The organism is Micromonospora vulcania (genome assembly GCF_042658605.1).
Taxonomy (GTDB): Bacteria; Actinomycetota; Actinomycetes; order Mycobacteriales; family Micromonosporaceae; genus Micromonospora; species Micromonospora vulcania.
In genome coordinates this window covers 257,758-271,651 of the sequence record NZ_JBHSQS010000008.1, presented here as the reverse complement: position 1 = coordinate 271,651, position 13,894 = coordinate 257,758, and the positions used below count along the sequence as shown (strand labels likewise).

Here is a 13,894-nt window from a genome sequence, read left to right as displayed (position 1 = left end):
CTACTGGTTGGCGGATCGGACTCACCTCCTCCGGTCGAGACCCGCTGTCGCGGGCCGCCGACACGATAACTCAGACCGGCCCGGCGGCGTCGAGTGCGGTGGCGATGTCGGCCACCAGGTCGACGGTGTCCTCCACGCCGCAGGAGAGCCGCACGAAGCCGGGGGCGGTGTCGTCGCCCCACTGGGCCCGTCGGTCCGCCGTGGTGTGCAGGCCACCGAAGGACGTGGCCGCCGCCACCAGCCGGGCGGCGTCGACGAACCGGCTCACCCGGTCGGCGTCGCCCAGATCGAAGGAGAGCACCCCGGGCATCCGACGCATCTGCGCCGACGCCACCGCGTACGCGGGATCATCCGGCCGCCCCGGCCAGCGCAACCCGATCACGTCCGGACGGGCGGCCAGCAGCTCGGCGACCGCCGCGGCGTTGGCGGTCTGCCGGGCCAGCCGCAGGTCGAGGGTGGCCAGCGACCGGTGCGCCAACCAGGCGTCGAACGCGCCCGGCACCGCCCCGGTCGCGTTGCGCCAGACCGTGACCGCACCGATCAGCTCGGCCGACCGGCTGGCCAGGTAGCCCAGCAGCAGGTCGGAGTGACCGGTGAGGGCCTTGGTGCCGGAGGCCACCACCAGGTCGGCGCCGAGGTCCAGTGGGCGTTGGCCGAGCGGGGTGGCCGTGGTGTTGTCCACCGCGAGCAGCGCCCCGGCGGCGTGCGCCCGCTCGGCCAGGGCGGCAACGTCGACCACGTCCAGGCCCGGGTTGGCCGGCGTCTCCACCAGCACCAGTCGTACGCCGTCCAGCGACGGGTACGGCCCGACGGTCGGTACGAAGAGCACCCGGACACCGATCGCCTCCAGCACGTCGGTGGCGAACGCCCGGACCGGGAAGTATCCGTCGGTGGGCAGCACCACGGTGTCGCCCGGGCGCAGCAGGGTGAGCAGCATCCCCGTGATGGCCGCCTGACCGCTGGCGAAGACCCGGCAGTCGCCGCCCTCCAACTCGCCCACGGCCGCCTCCAGCAGCCGTCGGGTCGGGTTGTCGGGCCGCCCGTAGCCGTTGGCCGAGCCGGCCGGGCCCTGCCACGGGTCGAGGTGGTACGGCGCGGCGAAGACCGGTCCGGGCAGGAACGGCTCACCCGGCGCCGGCTCGGGCAGCCCGGCGCGCACGCTGCGGGTGCCGTCCCCCAGATCGCTCATCGGATCCTCACTCGTACGACTCGGGCTTGGCGGTCCGGCTCATCAGGGTGTCCACGGCGAGACGCGGGTCCATCCCCTCGTGGCAGATCCGCTCGACCTGCTCGGTGATCGGCATCTCCACCCCGTGCGCCCGGGCCAGGTCGCGGATCGCCAGGCAGCTCTTGACGCCCTCGGCGGTCTGCCGGGTGGCGGCCTGGGCCTGCTCCAGCGTCTCGCCCCGGCCCAGGTGCTCACCGAAGGTGCGGTTCCGGGCCAACGGGGACGAGCAGGACGCGACCAGGTCACCCATGCCGGCCAGGCCGGCGAAGGTGATCGGGTCCGCGCCGAGCGCCACGCCCAGGCGGGCCGTCTCGGCCAGTCCACGGGTCATCAACATGGCCCGGGTGTTGTCGCCGAAACCCATCGCGGTGGCGATGCCGTACGACAGGGCGATCACGTTCTTGACCGCGCCGCCCAGCTCGCAGCCGATCACGTCGTCGTTGGTGTACGGCCGCAGGTAGGGCGTCCGGATCGACGACTGCACCAGCGTGGTGCGGTTGCTGTTCGTCCCGGCGACCACGGTGGCGGCCGGCTGCTCGGCGGCGATCTCCGGGGCCAGGTTCGGACCGGAGACCACCACCACCCGGTCGGCGGCCACCCCGGCGGTCTCCACGATGACCTCGCTCATCCGCTTGGTGGTGCCGAGCTCGATGCCCTTCATCAGCGACACGAGGGTCGCGTCCGGGTGCAGGTGTCCGGCCCACTCGGCGAGATTGCCGCGCAGGGTCTGCGACGGGACCGCCAGCACCACCAGCTCGGCCCCGGTGAGCGCCTCGACGGCGTCGGCGGTGGCGGTGACGCGGGCGGGCAGCAGCAGGTCCGGCAGGTACTCCGGGTTGCGCCGCTCGTCGCGGATGCTGTCGGCCACCGGCGCGCGGCGGGCCCAGACCGTCACGTCCCGCCCCGCGTCCGCGAGGATCTTGGCGAACGCGGTGCCCCAGGAACCGGCACCGAGCACCGCGACGTGGCCGCTCATGCCGCTTCGCCCTGCTGCTGACGTTCGGCGGACGGCCGGGCCGGTCGTTCCCACAGGGGCGGCGGGGTGCCGCCACGGATCTCGGCGAGCATGTCCCGTAGCCGCAGCATGATGGCTTCCGTCATCTCCTCGAGGGTGGCCCGGGTCGGCGGGGCGTCCGCCCACCGGCTCAGGTCGACCGGTTCGCCGGCGACCACGGTCACCGGGATCCGTGGGCGCGGGTTGAGCCGGCTGGTCCGGGGATCGAAGATTCGCTCCGGCCCCCACATCACCAGCGGCACCACGGGCGCGCCGGTGGCCAGCGCCAGCCGGGCGGCACCCGTCTTGGCCTTCATCGGCCACAGCTCCGGTTGGCGGGTGGTGGTGCCCTCCGGGTAGATCACCACCGCACCCCCCTCGGCGAGCGCGGCGATCGACGCCTCCAGCGAGCGGACCGCGTCCACGCTGCCCCGCTCGACCGGGATCTGGCGGCACCGGTGCAGGATCCAGCCCACCACCGGCACCCGGAACACGCTGGCCTTGCCCAGGTACTGCGGCCAGCGCCCGGAGTCGTAGATGAAGTGTGCGGAGACCAGCGGGTCGGCGTGCGAGATGTGGTTCGCCACGATGATCATGCCGCCGTCCCGGCCGAGGTGCTCCTGGCCTCGCCAGGTACGCCGGGTCCAGACGGTCATCGCCGGCTTCACCAACCCCACGGCGAACCGTTGCCAGAATCCCAGCCTCCGCCGTGCCACTGTGCCTCCTCGTCGCGCCCTACCCCGTCACGGAACCTCGCCCGCGACACCCGCAGCGGAAATCATGCCTGCTCGCCCCCGGTACGGCCAGCGAGGGTCCCGCCGTCCGGCTGGCAGGATTGCGGGCGTGAGTCAGCCGAGGTGGGCCGTGGTGGTGCCGGTGAAGCGTCTGGGCGCGGCCAAGAGCCGGCTGCGGGGGGCGCTGGTCGGCGTACCGCACGAGGAGCTGGCGCTGGCGCTGGCGGCCGACACGCTCCGCGCGGTGCTGGCCTGCCCGGCGGTCGCCGAGGCCCTGGTGGTGACCAACGACGCCCGGGTGGCGGCGGCGGCCCGGGCCCTCGGGGCCCGGGTGTTGCCCGACGAGCCGGACGCCGGCCTGAACGCGGCGTTCCGGCACGGCGCGGCAGCTGTCCCCGCCGGATGGGTGGCCGGAATCACCGCCGACCTGCCGGCGCTGCGGCCGGCCGAGCTGGCCGGCGCGCTGCTCGCGGCGCAGAACGGGCGAACCGGGGTACGCCGGTTCGTGCCGGACGCACCGGGCGGCGGCACGGTGCTGCTCGCCGCGCCGCCGGGCGTCGACCTGGACCCGCGATTCGGGGTCGGCTCGGCGGCGGCACACGCGGCGAGCGGAGCGCTCGCGCTGACCGGCGACTGGCCCAGCCTGCGCCGGGACGTGGACACCGCCGCGGACCTGGCCGACGCCGCCGCGCTCGGGCTGGGATCGCGCACCGCCGCGCTGGTCGAGGTGGTACGCCCGGCCCGGGCCGCGGGCTGACCCATCCGGTGTACGGTGCCAGCATGCAGGGCACGGTGGCCAGCTACGACGCGGCGACACGCAGCGGGGTTCTGCTGCTCGACGACGGCACCGAGCTGCGCTTTCCGGCCCGCGCCTTCGATGCCTCCGGCCTGCGGCTGCTGCGGCTCGGCCAACGCGTCAGGATCGACACCGATCCAGACGGCGAGGTCGTCCGGGTGACATTGCCGACGATGAGCTGAGCCGTCGAGGCCAAGTTCATTTTGCGTTAACCGGAATCGGGTGATTATGAGCGGGTGAGTACCCCTCGCGAGCACCCGGCCAGCCCGCCCACCACCGACTACCGCAACGGCACCCGCATCCGCGGCACCGACGGTCGCTTCCGGCCGTCCCGAGCCGAACAGGCCGGCGCCGCCCGCGCCGACACGCTCGACGACGACGCAGCGGCCTCCTCTGGTCTGGACGAGGTGCTCGATCCCGCCGTCGCGCCGACCGACACGGACGGCCCGGCGGCCGGTGGGGTGCACCCGGCGCTGGAGGTCGGCCCCCCGAGCAGCGACGACCCGGACGACGAGCCCCCGCCCGCCGCGCCGCTGCCGGAGGACCGGTTCCTCAATCGGGAGCTGTCCTGGCTCGACTTCAACGCCCGGGTCCTCACGCTCGCCGAGGACCAGCGCACCCCGCTGCTCGAACGGGCCAAGTTCCTGGCCATCTTCGCCAGCAACCTGGACGAGTTCTACATGGTGCGGATCGCCGGGCTGAAGCGACGGCTCTCCGCCGGCCTGCCGGTACGCGGCGGGGACCGGCTGCCCCTGCGTACCCAGCTGGAGCTGATCGCGGAGCGCACCGCCGCACTGGGCGCCCGGCACGCCGCCTGCTTCGTGGACGACGTGCTGCCCAAGCTGGCCGACGAGGGCATCCGGATCCTGCGCTGGGGTGAGCTGGGCGACCCGGAGCGGGAGCGGCTGCGCACCTACTTCCGCGAGCACATCTTCCCGGTGCTGACGCCGCTCGCGGTGGACCCGGCGCACCCGTTCCCGTACATCTCCGGGCGTTCGCTGAACCTGGCGGTGGCGGTCCGCGACCCGGACGGTGGTTCGGAGCTGTTCGCCCGGGTGAAGGTGCCGAACAACGTCCCCCGCTTCGTCCGGGTGGACCGGGACCAGCCGGGCGTACGGATGCTGCCGGTGGAGGACCTGATCTCGGTGCACCTGGGGCAGCTGTTCAGCGGCATGCAGGTGGTCGAGTGCCACCTGTTCCGGGTCACCCGCAACGCCGAGGTGGAGGTCGACGAGGACCGCGACGAGGACCTGCTGCAGGCCCTGGAGCGGGAGCTGGCCCGACGCCGGTTCGGGCCGCCGGTCCGGCTGGAGGTGGCCGCGTCGATCTCCGACCACATGCTGGAGCTGCTGGTCCGCGAACTGGACATGGACGACCAGGACGTGCTGCGGATCCCCGGGCTGCTGGACCTCTCGGCGCTGTGGCAGGTCTACGGCGAGGCGGACCGGCCGGACCTCAAGGACCCGCCGTTCGTGCCGGCCACCCATCCCCGGCTCGCCGAGGGCGAGGTGCCACGCAGCGTGTTCGCCACCCTGCGCGACGGGGACATCCTCGTGCACCACCCGTACCACTCGTTCGCCACCAGCGTGCAGCGCTTCATCGAGCAGGCCGCCGCCGACCCGAACGTGCTGGCCATCAAGCAGACCCTCTACCGCACCAGCGGTGACTCGCCGATCGTCGACGCCCTGGTCGACGCGGCCGCCGCCGGCAAGCAGGTGGTGGTGCTGGTGGAGGTGAAGGCCCGCTTCGACGAGGTGGCCAACATCGGCTGGGCCCGCACCCTGGAACGCGCCGGGTGCCACGTGGTGTACGGCCTGGTCGGCCTGAAGACGCACTGCAAGACCGCGCTCGTGGTCCGGCAGGAGGGCAACCAGATCCGCCGGTACTGCCACATCGGCACCGGCAACTACCACCCGAAGACCGCCCGGCTGTACGAGGACTTCGGCATGCTGACCGCCGACCCGGAGATCGGCGCCGACCTCACCGACCTGTTCAACGTGCTCACCGGCTACAGCCGGCAGACCGCGTACCGGCGGCTGATGGTTGCCCCGCAGGGCATCCGCAGCGGCCTGATCGAGCGGATCGAGCGGGAGATCTCGCACGTCCGGCTGGGCATGCCCGGCCTGGTCCAGTTCAAGGTCAATTCGCTGGTCGACGAGGGGGTGACCGACGCGCTGTACCGGGCCTCGCAGGCCGGTGTGCACGTCGACCTGATCATCCGGGGCATGTGCACGCTGCGCCCGGGGGTGCCGGGGCTGTCGGAGAACATCCGGGTCCGTTCGATCCTCGGCCGGTTCCTGGAGCACTCCCGGATCTTCCGGTTCGGCAACAACGGCGAGGCCGAGTTCTGGATGGGCTCGGCCGACCTGATGCACCGCAACCTGGACCGGCGGGTCGAGGCACTGGTGCAGGTGAGCGATCCGGTGGCCCGCGCCGAACTGGACCACGTGCTGACCCTGGCGATGAGCCCGGAGGTGGACGCCTTCGAGCTGAGCGGCGACGGCTGCTGGACCCGGCGTACCGGCGGCGACGACGCGACCATGGACCATCTCCAGGAACTGTTGCTGCGCCGCGTCGGTGGCACCGCCGGCTGACCGGACGGCGGCATAGTCTGACCTCATGGTCGAGGAGGAACAGAAGTACGAGGTGGACGCCGCGTACGTGCTGCCGGACCTGGCCGCCACACCGCCGGCCGGTGGCCGGGTCCGGGCGCTGCCGCCGATGACGCTGATCGCCCGCTACCTCGACACGGTCGACCTGCGGCTGGCCCGGGCCGGCGCCTCGCTGCGTCACCGCGAGGGCGACGAGCTGCCCTGGACGGTGAAGCTGCCCACGTCGACGCCCGGCGTCCGGCACGAGATCTCCCGCCCGGGGCCGGTCGGCCAGCCGCCGCAGGAGCTCGTGGAGCTCGTCACCACCCTGCACCGGGGCGAGCCACTGACCCCGGTGACGGTGGTGCGGACCGTCCGGCACGCCCACGAGGTGTGCGACAAGGACGGCACGGTGCTCGTCGAGGTGGTGGACGACCGGGTGACCGTGCTCGACGGGTCCGGCGCCACCACCGGCACCTTCCGCGAACTGGAGGTGGAGCTCAAGGGCGGCAACCGGGGGCTGCTGGACCGGGTCGGCGCGGTGTTGCGCGAGGCCGGTGCCCGGGGCGGATCGTTCACCCCGAAACACGTACGGGCGCTGGGCGCGGCGGCGCAGGCAGACCCGGACCTCGTCCCGCCCGCCGGGCTGGGGGCCGATCCCACCGCCGGGGACGTGGTGACCGAAGCCGTCCGCAAGGAGGTGGGCCGGCTGCTGGCGCACGACCCGCTGGTCCGGCTGCACGCGGCGGTCGGCGACGGCGACACCGCCGTACACCAGATGCGGGTTGCCATCCGGCGGCTCCGCAGCGACCTGCGTACCTTCAAACCGCTGCTGCGCAGGGCCTGGTCCCGCCCGCTGCGGACCGAACTGCACTGGCTGGCCGGGGTGCTGGGTGCGGCCCGCGACGCCGAGGTGCTGCGCGACCGGCTGCGGCGTACCGCGACCGCCGACCCGCTCAGCCCTCTCGACCCGGCCGCCGTGCACCGACTGGACCAGGTGCTCGACGTGCGGCAGCGGCAGGCGCTCGCCGCCGTCGACGAGGCACTGCGCTCCGCGCGTTACCGCACCCTGGTGGACGCCCTGGTGCTGGCCGCCCGCGCACCCCGGCTCACCCGCCGGGCGACCGCGCCCGCCGCGCGGGCGCTACCGGGGCTGGTGGCCCGACCGTGGCGGCGGCTGACCGGGCCGGACGGTGTCGACGGCCTCGACCCGCTGGCGCCCGAACAGCGTTGGCACGCCGTGCGTAAGCAGGGCAAGCAGGCCCGGTACGCGGTCAACGCGGTGACCCCGGCCCTCGGCAAGGCCGCGCGGCGGCTGTCCCGTGCGCTGTCCGGCGTGCAGGACGTGCTCGGTGAGCATCAGGACGCCGCCGTTGCCGCCGAGACCTGGCTGGAGATCGCCGCCGAGCGGCCGGACGACCACGAGCTGGCGGTCACCGCCGGGCGGCTGGCCGAGCGGGAACGCGAGGCGGTACGCCGGATGCGGGCCCGGTTCCCGGCCACCTGGCAGCGAGCCACCAAGCCGCGACGCACCCGATGGCTGCGGTGACCGGCATCCGCGCCGCCGGCGGGGTGCCCTGGCGGCCGTCCGCCGACGGTGTGCAGGTCTGCGTGGTGCACCGCCCGCGCTACGGGGACTGGACCCTCCCGAAGGGCAAGCTGGAGCCGGGCGAGCACCCGCTGGCGGCGGCGGTACGGGAGGTGGCCGAGGAGGCCGACGTGCGGGGCGTGCCACAGGTGCGGCTGCCGTCGGTGCGCTACCGCAGCGAGGGCCAGCCGAAGGTGGTCGACTACTGGTCGATGCTCGCGGTGGCCTCCGGCGGCTTCCAGCCCGGCACCGAGGTGGACGACCTGCGCTGGCTCCCCGTGGACGACGCGATCCGGCTGGTCAGCTACCCGCACGACGCCGAGGTGCTGGCCGCGTTCGCCGCACTGCCGCCGGTGACCGCGACGATCGCGTTGGTGCGGCACGCGCACGCCGGCAAGCGGGCCACCTGGTCCGGCCCGGACACCGGCCGGCCGCTGGACGACGAGGGGTGGACCCAGGCGTACGCGCTGGCCGGGCTGATCGTCCTGGTCCGGCCGGCCCGGCTGGTGTCGGCCTCGCCGCGCCGCTGCGTACAGACCCTGGACCCGGCCGCCGCCCTGCTCGACCTGCCGATCGAGATCTGCGGTGACCTGGACGAGCCACAGCCGGGCCAGCAGCTCGACGAGCGGGTGCTCGCCACCGCCGCCCGCGTGCTGGAGCTCGCCGGCGCCGGCGGCCAACTGGCGGTGTGCAGCCAGGGCAAGGTGCTGCCGGGCGCACTGGAACTGCTCACCGGTCGCCCCGACGAGGACTTCACCACACCGAAGGGCGGTGGTTGGCTGCTCGCCTTCACCGCCGACCGACTGCTCGCCGCCGACCGCCTGTAGCGCCCGTCGACCCGCGTGTGCCGTTGCGCCCTACCCCCGCCCCCGTCCGAGCCCGCAGGCGGGACGTCAGCGGGGCGCAAGGGTGAGCGTGACCGCGACCGGCAGGTGATCGCTGGCCGTGCCGCGTGGCGCGACCACGTCGCCGGGTGTCAGGCCGGGTGAGACGAAGACGTGGTCGATCTGCTCGCGTGGGTCGTCGGCGGGGCTGGTCGCCAGCGGTCGGGCGGCCGCCAACGCGTCCACCAGACCGGCGTCGGTGAACTGCGCGAACGCCTCGTCGCCCGGTTCGGTGTTCAGGTCGCCGGCCACCACCAGCGGCCGGCCGGCCGCGTACCCGGTGGCGAAGTCGGCGACCGCGCGGGCCTGGACCACCGGGCCCCGGTCCGGCGGTGGTTGCAGGTGGGTGCTGACCACGGCGGTGCGGACGCCGTCGCCGAGGTCCAGGGTGACGGCGAGGGCCTGCGCGCCGGTGGGCGCACCGACGGCGGGCAGCGGCAGGGTCCGTGGATCGGTGACCGGCCAGCGGCTGAGCACCGCGTCGCCCCAGACGGGATCGGCGGCCGGTCCGAAGACGTACGGCATCCCGAGCCGGTCGGCCAGCAGGTCCAGGGTGTCGTGGCCGCCGTTGAGCAGCCAGCCCCGGTCCACCTCGCTGAGCAGCACCACGTCGGGCCCCTGTCGACGGACCACGTCGGTCAGCCCAGCCAGGTCGAACCGGCCGTCCAGCCCGAAACCCATCCGAACGTTGTACGCCACCACGGTGAGCCGTTCCGGCGGGCCGTCGCGGTTGCTGGCCACCGGCAGCCCGTCGGCCAGCAGCGGCGCCAGCAGGGCCAACGCGGTGACCCCGGCGGTGGTTCGCAGTGGCGGCAACGGTCCCGGGGCCGGGCGCGCGGCCGTACGGGTGGTGAGGGCCACGGCGGCGACGAGCACGGCGACCACCACCGGCACCGCGCCGTTGGGGTAGCCCAGGTCGTAGGCGGAGTAGTAGCCGACCGACCCGAGCGCGAAGACGAGCATGCCGGCGGCGACCGCGTACCCCCGGCGGCCCGCCGCCCGGACGCCACCCTGCGCATCCCCGGTGTTGTCGGCCGTTGCGGAGCGGTCGGCGTCGGCGCCTTCGGCCCGGCCGGCGTCTTCGGCGTCGGCGGCCGTCGCGGGACGGTCGGCGTCGTCGGTGCGGGCGAGGCATGCGCCGAGACCGACGGCGGCGAGCAGAACGGCCGGGACGAGCAGGTCGCCACGGTCGAGGGCGAAGAGCACCGCACCGGCCAGCAGCGCCACCGGGCCGAGCAACCGGCCGAGGCGGCGGGGTGGGGCGGTCAGCGCGGTCAGGAGGAATCCGGCGACCGCCACCGGCACCGGGGCCAGCCCGAACAGCGGTGTGCTGGCGACACCGTCCCCGGCGACCAGGTACGAGGTCCCGGTCCGGGCCAGCGCCGGTGAGAGCGCCACCATCCCGGCCAACAGCAGCGCCGGCCCGGCCAGCAGCCAGGCCCGCACACCGCCAGGGCCGGCCGGGCCGTCGGGCAGCGCTGCCGTGCCGGGCAGCGCGGTGCTGAGCAGGAACAGCGTCACCGCGACGGCGCTGAGCAGCCAGGCCACCCAGTCACCGCGCCAGACCAGGTCGTTGGTGTCCAGGAGCGCGTGTACGGCGGCGTTGACCGCCAGCCCCAGCGCCAGCCCCGGCACCGGCCGGTCGGTGCCGGCGGCGGTGCCGACCAGCCAGACCAGCCCGGCGAGCAGACCCGCGGTGGCCAACCAGAGCTGCGGACGCCCACCGGGAGTGGCGGTGAGCGCGAGACGCGCGGCGCCCAGCAGCACGGCCGCCGTGACGGCGACCGGACGGGCGCCCACCCGCCGGACGAGTGCCGGGGCGGCCAGCGCGAGCAGGAACCAGACGAGGGCGAAGGCGCCCATCAGCTCGGCCGGGGTGGACGCGGCCTGACCGAAGATGGTGATGATGCCGGGCAGCCAGACCCGCAGCACGTCGATGAGCAGGATGACGCCCAGCGCGAGCGATCCGGTGGTGAACAGGCGGTAGCGCACCGGCGCCCTCTTCCCGTCGGCGGACCGGCTGGGGGTGGCCGGCACGGCGATTCTGCGCGGAGCGGCGGGCCGGGTCAACGCTCCGGGTACGCCGAAGGGCGCCCACCCACGGGTGGACGCCCTTCGCGAGGGTGGTCAGCGCTTGCTGGCCGCCTTCTTGGCCGGAGCCTTCTTCGCCGGCGCCTTCTTGGCCGCCGTCTTCTTGGCCGCCGCGCTCTTGCTCGCCGTCGCGGTGGTCTTCTTCGCCGCGACAGACTTGGTCGCCGCGGCGCTCTTCTTCGCCGGGGCGGTCTTCTTGCTGGCGACCGTCTTGGTCGCCGTGGTCTTGCTCGCCTTGGCCGGGGCGGTCTTCTTGCTGGCGGCCGTCTTGGTCGCCGTGGTCTTGCTCGCCTTGGCCGGGGCGGTCTTCTTGCTGGCGGCCTTGGTGGCGGTGGCCTTGGTGCCTGCCGCCTTGGTGCCGGTCGCCTTCGTGCCCGCCGCCTTGGTGCCGGTGGCCTTGGTGGTGGCGGTGGCGGTCTTCTTCGCCGCCGCCGTGGCCTTCGGCACCTTGCCGCTGGCCACCATCTCCTTGAAGCCGGCGCCGGCGCGGAAGGTCGGGACGGATGTCTTCTTGACCTTCACCGCCTCGCCGGTACGCGGGTTGCGCGCTGTTCGCGCGCCACGTGCACGCTTTTCAAAGGCTCCGAATCCGGTGATCGCCACCTTCTCGCCCTTGGTGACCGCCGCCTGGACCTCAGCGAGAACCGCGTCGAGCGCGGCCGTCGCCGTCTTCCGGTCCCCCAGGCGAACGGCGAGCGCCTCGATGAGCTCGGCCTTGTTCACTGCTTCCTCCCAATTGTGCAACTGACTCGACGCGAGCCATTCTGCGCGCACGGTATGCCCTGTGCTGCCGGGACACAAACATTCGGTAGAAAAAATCCCTTGTGTCGCAACAGATTCGCCCCCACCGGTTGGTCCGGTAGGGGCGAATCCGATGCGTGCTGGGGCGTACGGCTATGCCACCGAGGGCAGGAACGGCAGTCGGCTGGCCTCATACGCGTCGATATCGGAGGCGTGCCGGAGGGTGAGTCCAATGTCGTCCAGGCCCTCCAGCAACCGCCAGCGGCTGAAGTCGTCCAGCGGGAACGACCAGCTGGCATTGCCCGCCCGGAGCTGGCGGGAGGTCAGGTCGACGGTCACCGGGGTGCTCGGATCCGCCTCGATGAGATCCCACAACTCCTCGACGGCCTTCAATTCCAACTCGACCGGCAGCAGACCCTCCTTGAGGGCGTTGCCGCGGAAGATGTCGCCGAAGCGCGGGGCCACCACCGCCCGGAAGCCCCAGTCCCGCAGCGCCCAGACGGCGTGCTCGCGCGAGGAGCCCGTGCCGAACTCCGGGCCGGCGACGAGGATCGACGCACCGGAATACGACGGATCGTTGAACACGAATGTCGGATCTTCGCGCCAGGCGTTGAACAGTCCGTCGGCGAATCCCGTGCGGGTCACCCGCTTGAGGTACACGGCCGGGATGATCTGATCGGTGTCCACGTTGGAACGCCGCAGCGGCACGGCGGTGCCGGTGTGCGTGGTGAACTTGTCCATCTCCTCGGTCCCTTCTACAGATCAGCGGGGGCGGCCAGCCGACCGACCACGGCGGTGGCGGCGGCGACCGGCGGGGAGACCAGGTGCGTACGCCCACCGCGGCCCTGGCGGCCCTCGAAGTTGCGGTTCGAGGTGGAGGCGGACCGCTCGCCCGGCTTGAGCGTGTCCGGGTTCATCCCGAGGCACATCGAGCAGCCGGCGAACCGCCACTCGGCGCCCGCGTCGGCGAAGACCTTGTCCAGACCCTCGGCCTCGGCGGCCTCCCGTACGGCGGCGGAGCCGGGCACCACGAGCATCCGTACGCCGTCAGCCACCTGATGGCCGCGCAGTACGTCGGCGGCGGCCCGCAGGTCCTCCAGCCGGCCGTTGGTGCAGGAACCCACGAAGACCACGTCGATCGGCAGCTCGCGCAGCGGAGTGCCGGGGCGCAGGTCCATGTACTCCAGCGCGCGGCGGGCGGCGGCGCGCTCCGAGTCGTTGGCGAACTCCTCCGGGTCGGGCACCGGCGCGCTCAGCGGTGCGCCCTGACCGGGGTTGGTGCCCCAGGTGACGAACGGGGTGATCCGGCTCGCGTCCAGGGTCACCTCCGCGTCGAAGCGCGCGCCCTCGTCGGTGGGCAGCGTCCGCCACCACGCCAGCGCCGCGTCCCAGTCCGCGCCCTGCGGCGCGTTGGGCCGACCCTTGAGGTACGCGAAGGTGGTCTCGTCCGGCGCGATCATGCCGGCCTTGGCGCCCCACTCGATGGACATGTTGGCGATGGTCATCCGCCCCTCCATGGAGAGGTCCTGGATGGCTTCGCCGCGATACTCGACGATGTGGCCCCGGCCGCCACCGGTGCCGACCTGGGCGATCAGCGCGAGCACCAGATCCTTGGCGGTCACACCGGGGGCGAGTCGCCCGGTGACGTTCACGGCCATGGTCTTCGGCCGGCTCTGCGGCAGCGTCTGGGTGGCCAGCACGTGCTCCACCTCGCTGGTGCCGATGCCGAAGGCGAGCGCGCCGAACGCGCCGTGGGTGGCGGTGTGCGAGTCGCCGCAGACGATCGTCAGGCCCGGCTGGGTGAGCCCGAGCTGCGGGCCGATCACGTGCACGATGCCCTGGTTGTCGTCGCCGAGCGGGTGCAGCCGCACGCCGAACTCGGCGCAGTTGCGGCGTAGCGTCTCGATCTGCGTACGCGACGTGGGGTCCGCGATGGTGAGCAGGTCACCACGGCGGGACCGAAACGCCGGATCGGCGTACCCGGTCGGGGTGTTGTGGTCCTCGGTCGCGAGCGTCAGGTCGGTACGGCGCACCCGGCGCCCGGCGAGCCGCAGCCCGTCGAACGCCTGCGGGCTGGTCACCTCGTGCAGCAGGTGCAGGTCGATGAAGAGCAGGTCCGGCTCACCAGCGGCGGACCGTACGACGTGCGCGTCCCAGACCTTCTCGGCCAGGGTCCTCGGCTCAGGAGTGACTCCCACCATCTGGACATCCTAAATTCTGGGAGGTAAGTTTCGGCTTGTGGGACAC

The 13,894-nt window shown here is 73.5% G+C and carries 12 protein-coding genes; 5 read left to right on the top strand and 7 right to left on the bottom strand.

Going from position 1 to position 13,894, the window contains the following annotated elements:
• Window positions 1-70: 70 nt before the first annotated feature.
• The 3 genes from ACFQGL_RS16220 to ACFQGL_RS16210 are packed head-to-tail and all read right to left on the bottom strand — an operon-like array spanning window position 71 to window position 2,938.
• On the bottom strand, window positions 71-1,189 hold the full coding sequence (locus ACFQGL_RS16220; protein ID WP_377512405.1) for a cystathionine gamma-lyase: 1,119 nt from the start codon (window positions 1,187-1,189) through the stop codon (window positions 71-73).
• A gap of 7 nt (window positions 1,190-1,196) precedes the next feature.
• Window positions 1,197-2,204, bottom strand: coding sequence for an NAD(P)H-dependent glycerol-3-phosphate dehydrogenase (locus tag ACFQGL_RS16215; RefSeq protein WP_377512402.1), 1,008 nt, complete (start codon window positions 2,202-2,204; stop codon window positions 1,197-1,199).
• Window positions 2,201-2,938 carry a lysophospholipid acyltransferase family protein gene (locus tag ACFQGL_RS16210; RefSeq protein ID WP_377512398.1) on the bottom strand — a complete coding sequence of 246 codons (738 nt, stop codon included), beginning with the start codon at window positions 2,936-2,938 and terminating at the stop codon, window positions 2,201-2,203. Before ACFQGL_RS16210 ends, ACFQGL_RS16215 begins: the two co-directional genes overlap by 4 nt.
• A gap of 127 nt (window positions 2,939-3,065) precedes the next feature.
• Between ACFQGL_RS16210 and cofC the strand changes: the two genes are divergently transcribed.
• Genes cofC through ACFQGL_RS16185 form a run of 5 tightly spaced genes read left to right on the top strand, consistent with a single transcriptional unit; the run spans window position 3,066 to window position 8,758 of the window.
• Window positions 3,066-3,713 (top strand): 2-phospho-L-lactate guanylyltransferase, encoded by a 648-nt coding sequence (cofC, locus tag ACFQGL_RS16205; RefSeq protein ID WP_377512395.1) that lies wholly within the window; start codon window positions 3,066-3,068, stop codon window positions 3,711-3,713.
• 23 nt (window positions 3,714-3,736) lie between these two features.
• Window positions 3,737-3,934, top strand: a complete 198-nt coding sequence (locus ACFQGL_RS16200; protein ID WP_121677258.1) for a cold-shock protein — start codon at window positions 3,737-3,739, stop codon at window positions 3,932-3,934.
• 54 nt (window positions 3,935-3,988) lie between these two features.
• Window positions 3,989-6,346, top strand: coding sequence for an RNA degradosome polyphosphate kinase (locus ACFQGL_RS16195; protein WP_377512392.1), 2,358 nt, complete (start codon window positions 3,989-3,991; stop codon window positions 6,344-6,346).
• 25 nt (window positions 6,347-6,371) lie between these two features.
• On the top strand, window positions 6,372-7,892 hold the full coding sequence (locus ACFQGL_RS16190; RefSeq protein WP_377512389.1) for a CYTH and CHAD domain-containing protein: 1,521 nt from the start codon (window positions 6,372-6,374) through the stop codon (window positions 7,890-7,892).
• Window positions 7,880-8,758 (top strand): NUDIX hydrolase, encoded by an 879-nt coding sequence (locus ACFQGL_RS16185; protein WP_377512386.1) that lies wholly within the window; start codon window positions 7,880-7,882, stop codon window positions 8,756-8,758. The genes ACFQGL_RS16190 and ACFQGL_RS16185 overlap by 13 nt, the downstream gene beginning before the upstream one ends.
• Window positions 8,759-8,824: 66 nt before the next feature.
• Here the strand turns inward: ACFQGL_RS16185 and ACFQGL_RS16180 are convergent, their stop codons facing one another.
• The 4 genes from ACFQGL_RS16180 to leuC form a co-directional block, all read right to left on the bottom strand.
• Entirely contained in the window at window positions 8,825-10,807 is a 1,983-nt protein-coding gene (locus ACFQGL_RS16180; protein WP_377512383.1) for an endonuclease/exonuclease/phosphatase family protein, read from the bottom strand.
• Window positions 10,808-10,942: 135 nt separating this feature from the next.
• Window positions 10,943-11,629 (bottom strand): HU family DNA-binding protein, encoded by a 687-nt coding sequence (locus ACFQGL_RS16175; RefSeq protein ID WP_377512380.1) that lies wholly within the window; start codon window positions 11,627-11,629, stop codon window positions 10,943-10,945.
• Between the two features lie 171 nt (window positions 11,630-11,800).
• Window positions 11,801-12,388 (bottom strand): 3-isopropylmalate dehydratase small subunit, encoded by a 588-nt coding sequence (gene leuD / locus ACFQGL_RS16170; RefSeq protein WP_377512377.1) that lies wholly within the window; start codon window positions 12,386-12,388, stop codon window positions 11,801-11,803.
• A gap of 14 nt (window positions 12,389-12,402) precedes the next feature.
• The gene (gene leuC, locus ACFQGL_RS16165) at window positions 12,403-13,848 is read right to left on the bottom strand and encodes a 3-isopropylmalate dehydratase large subunit (RefSeq protein WP_377512374.1); all 1,446 of its coding nucleotides are present in this window, start codon (window positions 13,846-13,848) and stop codon (window positions 12,403-12,405) included.
• Between the last annotated feature and the right edge of the window lie 46 nt (window positions 13,849-13,894).

Coding starts and splice junctions, on each gene's coding strand:
- ACFQGL_RS16220 (WP_377512405.1), bottom strand. CDS start 1,189: ATGAGCGATCTGGGGGACGGCACCCGCAGCGTGCGCGCCGGGCTGCCC.
- ACFQGL_RS16215 (WP_377512402.1), bottom strand. CDS start 2,204: ATGAGCGGCCACGTCGCGGTGCTCGGTGCCGGTTCCTGGGGCACCGCG.
- ACFQGL_RS16200 (WP_121677258.1), top strand. CDS start 3,737: ATGCAGGGCACGGTGGCCAGCTACGACGCGGCGACACGCAGCGGGGTT.
- ACFQGL_RS16190 (WP_377512389.1), top strand. CDS start 6,372: ATGGTCGAGGAGGAACAGAAGTACGAGGTGGACGCCGCGTACGTGCTG.
- ACFQGL_RS16185 (WP_377512386.1), top strand. CDS start 7,880: ATGGCTGCGGTGACCGGCATCCGCGCCGCCGGCGGGGTGCCCTGGCGG.
- leuD (WP_377512377.1), bottom strand. CDS start 12,388: ATGGACAAGTTCACCACGCACACCGGCACCGCCGTGCCGCTGCGGCGT.
- leuC (WP_377512374.1), bottom strand. CDS start 13,848: ATGGTGGGAGTCACTCCTGAGCCGAGGACCCTGGCCGAGAAGGTCTGG.